This window comes from Streptococcus sp. 2100, assembly GCF_013276335.1.
GTDB lineage: Bacteria > Bacillota > Bacilli > Lactobacillales > Streptococcaceae > Streptococcus > Streptococcus pseudopneumoniae.
Map to the genome: position 1 here is coordinate 1 of NZ_VMKV01000019.1, position 4,554 is coordinate 4,554.

The 4,554-nt window shown below is 38.7% G+C and carries 4 protein-coding genes; 3 read left to right on the forward strand and 1 reads right to left on the reverse strand.

Annotation, left to right across the window (positions count from 1 at the left end; genetic code table 11):
* Positions 1–27 precede the first annotated feature (27 nt).
* Positions 28–837 (forward strand): replication initiation protein, encoded by an 810-nt coding sequence (locus HT669_RS03720; RefSeq protein WP_000715517.1) that lies wholly within the window; start codon positions 28–30, stop codon positions 835–837.
* A gap of 173 nt (positions 838–1,010) precedes the next feature.
* On the opposite strand, the gene HT669_RS03725 is transcribed toward HT669_RS03720, so the two are convergent.
* Positions 1,011–1,469 carry a hypothetical protein gene (locus tag HT669_RS03725; RefSeq protein WP_000733562.1) on the reverse strand — a complete coding sequence of 153 codons (459 nt, stop codon included), beginning with the start codon at positions 1,467–1,469 and terminating at the stop codon, positions 1,011–1,013.
* A gap of 64 nt (positions 1,470–1,533) precedes the next feature.
* Between HT669_RS03725 and HT669_RS03730 the strand changes: the two genes are divergently transcribed.
* Together HT669_RS03730 and mobV are read left to right on the forward strand one after the other, a co-directional pair.
* Positions 1,534–1,821, forward strand: a complete 288-nt coding sequence (locus HT669_RS03730; RefSeq protein WP_078373521.1) for a hypothetical protein — start codon at positions 1,534–1,536, stop codon at positions 1,819–1,821.
* A 408-nt stretch (positions 1,822–2,229) separates the two neighbouring features.
* Entirely contained in the window at positions 2,230–3,732 is a 1,503-nt protein-coding gene (gene mobV / locus HT669_RS03735) for a MobV family relaxase (protein WP_023937738.1), read from the forward strand.
* Positions 3,733–4,554 lie beyond the last annotated feature (822 nt).

Consider the following 4,554-nt stretch of genomic DNA (forward strand, 5'->3'; position numbering starts at 1 on the left):
TGACAAAAAAGTACGTGAGGTTAAGCCATGAAAAAAGGGAAGTCAGAAAATGCGTTTGAGGGCTTGATGTCTAGACAAGATTATCTAGTAGTACAAGCGAATGACCTAGCCAAAGCCTTTGGGAATTTAAAAGCCTTTGAACATAAGCTACTGGACTATTGTTTTAGCTATGTGACCAAAGAAAGCACTGCAACAGATACATTTACGACAAATGCAAAAGAGGTGCTGAAGCACTTTGGATTGAACGCTTCAGGGAAAAACTATGAGCGTGTGGCACGTGGCTTTAAAGCCCTAAACGAAAACACTGCGTTATATCTGCCAATCGTTGAGAATGGCGTTAAAGGGATATTGATGACCCAGTTATTTAGAAAAATTAAATTCTTAGCTAATGGCGAAGTGGAATTTATCTTTTCAGAAGATGCTGCGCCTTACGTATTTGCTTTACGTAGCCAGTTCTTCTCGTTCAAATTGGCAGAGTTAGCTCAAATCAAATCAAAGTATGCCATTATTTTGATGAAATTGTGGGAAGCAAATCGCTTTAAAAATCAACGTGTCACAACCATTCAAGGAGATTTAGACGATTGGCAAGATTGGTTTTTAGGGGAAGAGAGAAGAATGCCCCCTGCAATCTTTGCAAGGAACTGTCTGAAAGTTGGGGCAGAAGAGCTAGAGAAAAAATTAGGGGTAGATGTTTATCTAAACGTAGTTAAAAATGGCCGAAAGGTCATAGGCTATGAAATGCAGATTACTGATAATCGACAAGTACCAACTGCAGAGATAATCAAGCAAGCTGAAGAAAGAAGTCGACAGACAGATATTTATGATTTTTTAGATTAAGCACTGTTCAAAAATCTAAGTATGGTTCAAATGGTTGTAACTGTCATGGAAAACACTTGTTTATATCTAATTTATGAGTAAAAAGATGCTATTGAGATGAAAAAGCAGCTCGATGTTGATGAAATTTAAAGAGACTGGGACAAAATTGTCCCAGTCTCTTTCTTGTTAGTGAATTATTCTTCGTATAGAATTTCAGGGTTCGGTATGCTCATCCCTGAACCACCACTACTGTAATTATTTGTTTCTGATTGAGGAAGTGCTATTTGTATTCCACCAGGGCCGTAAGCTACACCTGTAAAAGTTACTCTTTTTATTTTTCCGCTTACATATATTGAACCACTAACTGATTGTCCTGCCCTACCTTGACCGCTTACCGGGTAATATAAGGTACGGCCATTTGTTAATGTAATACGAACTCCTCCAGAGAATTGATAAGAGCTTTTAGTATAAGGTCGTGCGTACCACCATGCTCTACTTCGGTTATCATAAATTTCTATTTTGGAAACTCCACCATTTCCAGTTGCAGTAGAATATGGGGTGATTTGGTTTGCTTTTGGAGTTTCGGCATATGTTGTAACAGTAAATGAAAGAAGAGTGAGAAAGGTAGTTATAAATAAAATAAGTTTTTTCATGGTAGTTCTCCTTTATTTTTTGTATGATTATATCAGAATATTTTAAAAAATGAAAGGGTTTTCTATGAAGGGTGATGTTTTTTTTGATTATTTTTTGAAATCACTTAGGTTTCATCTTGGTGATAGGTGTAAGGATATTGGATTTATAGAGTTTGCTAAGGATGAAAATAATAGTTTTATTATTATAAAGGATTATATTTTAGAATCATTAGTAGTGTTGTCAAATATTTTGAGTAAGGAGAGGATTGTGTTTTCTTGTGGGGTTATTCATAGTAAGGGGGGAGTTACTGGAGTAGAAGTATGTATGAATGTATTAGAGTTAGAAAGATTAAATAATTTGTATAAGATATAGTTTTGAAGAATATTAAAAAATATAATGGAAACTGTCTATGTAGGATGTGTGGAGTTGATAGTATCAATGTTTCCTATGGAGATAATTTTCTCAACTATGTTTACTTTGATTTTTTGGTCGGACAATAGCGAAGCCGTCCGACTGTCATTTTTTCAAAAAATGCCCTTGCGATTCGAGGGCTTTTTTTGTAGTTCGCCCTGGCATAAAGTGGGCGGACTAGCTCTCTGCAAGAGCCTTCGGAGAACGCACTTTTACGAAGTAAAGTATAGTGCGTTATACTTTACATGGAAGTTAGCCGAAATTTGTGCTAAAACTCTAGCTAGAATGTTATCACAATAGACGAGCAATAGGCTTGCCGGCTCGTCTGTCATTCGCTACTCGAATGACCCACCTGAGGAGGTAAAAGTTATGAGCTACATGGTTGCGAGAATGCAGAAAATGAAAGTTGGGAATTTGGGTGGCGCATATAAGCACAATGAACGGATTTTTGAAAAGCACTCAAACAAAGACATCGACACGAGCAGGTCACACCTCAACTATGAGTTGACGGATCGTGACCGCTCTGTGTCGTATGAACGGCAAATTAAGGACTATGTGAACGAGAACAAGAGTTCTAAACGTGGGATACGGAAAGACGCTGTTTTGTGTGATGAATGGATTATTACGTCAGATAAAGATTTTTTTGAAAAGTTGGGCCAGGAGCAGACGAGAAAATTTTTTGAAACGGCTAAAAACTACTTCGCGGAGAATTACGGAGAAACCAACGTTGCTTATGCCAGTGTACATCTTGATGAGAGTACCCCACACATGCACTTAGGGATTGTGCCAATGAGAAATGGTAAGCTGTCATCAAAGGTTATGTTTAACCGTGAGGAGCTAAAGCATATTCAGGAAGATTTGCCAAAGTACATGAATGAGCATGGTTTTGAGTTGCAACGTGGAAAGCGAGATAGCAAAGAACAGCATTTGAGTGTGGCGGACTACAAGGAAAAAATGGGGCGTGAAGCTCTTAATCAGGAATTGCTAGATTTAGGAGCGCCAAAATATTGGCATACGGAAGAACGTAGACCTGCAACAATGTCAGAAATTCAAGATTATGAGGACATAGGTTCTTTGTTTGCAGATTCAGACGTGACATTTAACATCCGAGAAGCGACGTTGGAAGAGCGTTTCAAATGGCTAGACACTCATAGAAACGATTTAAGGGCAGATTTAGGACGTTTAGAGGGTGTCCTTGAGAAAAAGATTGACGAATACGGTAAAATCGATTCTGAGGCTTCTGAGAGGCTCTCAGAGCTATCTGAGTTAAATTCTGAGGTAAATAGTCGTCAGGAGGAAATAAAGGGGTTAAAAAGCGATTCTAAGCGTCTGAGCGATGATGTGGTTCGTCTGGAGAGAGCTCATAGAGAAAAAACGCAACTTTTGGTGGAACAATCAAGTAACTTATCGAAAATTTCGTATAGAGATTTAGATAGACGTCGAGTTGCCAAAGAGTTGCAGGAAGAATTAGAAAATGCTACTCCTAAACTGTTTGGCGATGGCTTTAATTTTACTTCGGATTTTGTTGGACGACTGAAGACGTTTGTGTCTGATGTTGTAGAGAAGCTGGAGCAGGCGGTCAATCAAAATGAGTTACTTAGAAATGCACTAGCAGGCATGAAAGAAGCAAAGAGTAGGCTTGAAAATAGCCTATCTCATGCAGAATGGAAAAATCAGCAATTAGAGACTGAAAACAAAGCATTAAAGCTAGAAAACAGGGAGTTGAAAGTTTCTAAAAATCTCTTAGATGACCTTTCTGAAGTCATAACAGAAAAAGAAGTAACCAGCCTCAATAAGCGTTTAGAAAACTTAAGAGAGACACGAGAACTGTCTAGGAAAAGACATGAGCCTACAAAAGGGCGGAGTATCTGAGCGATTTATGCCGTGAAAGCTATTTGACAATAAGCTAGGTCAAGTTAGACTGGTTAAGGCGGTTCAGTCTGAACTTTGTTCAGCTGACCGACAAACCAAAGACTAACGACCTAGGTTCCTTGTTGTCAAATAGACCATGGAATAAAACAAGCGGACATGGTATAATAGCAATATTCTGGCACTAAGCCTTCGAAAGGAGGTGTTTAGCTTGTTAGAACTCATTACTCTTCTTGTTGTTGTCCGAGTAGTGTTGCCCTTAGCGTACGAGTTGGGGAAAGCCTATGGGATGAAGTGGATTGAAAAGCGCTTCGATGACAACGAGAAATAGTGTCACTTTTCACGAACGCTAGTGTGTTGTAGCTAGCGCAAAAAAGCACCCTAAGTCTTGGCGGACAGGGTGCTTTTCGTTTAGCGTGATGAACTCACTACTCTTGTTGTTGATTAAATTATAACATAGTTTTATAATGGGTGTCAAAAATAGACATTTGTGATATAATCAAATTGAGGCGCCTCAGCGATACGGTCGGTGGCGTGAATCTCTTTATAGGTCGGGCAACTGGAAACGGATAGCTCAAAGGGCACTATTTTGTGTCGGGTGTGGGACTGCCTTCAGCTTCGAGCTGTAAAGACCCCGGATGCATTTTTAAGAGATTGGCCCGATAGGGTCTTTTTTTTTGAAAAATTAAAAAAAAATGAAGGATTTTTTCTAAAGGAGTTACTTTCATACTTACTTTATAACTTACTTTATATATACTTTGGGGGTGTCAAAAAGTCAGTATTATCAAGGGTTTGCGAGGAGATAAGTGACAAAAAAGTACGTGA

Coding starts and splice junctions, on each gene's coding strand:
- mobV (WP_023937738.1), top strand. CDS start 2,230: ATGAGCTACATGGTTGCGAGAATGCAGAAAATGAAAGTTGGGAATTTG.
- HT669_RS03730 (WP_078373521.1), top strand. CDS start 1,534: ATGAAGGGTGATGTTTTTTTTGATTATTTTTTGAAATCACTTAGGTTT.
- HT669_RS03720 (WP_000715517.1), top strand. CDS start 28: ATGAAAAAAGGGAAGTCAGAAAATGCGTTTGAGGGCTTGATGTCTAGA.
- HT669_RS03725 (WP_000733562.1), bottom strand. CDS start 1,469: ATGAAAAAACTTATTTTATTTATAACTACCTTTCTCACTCTTCTTTCA.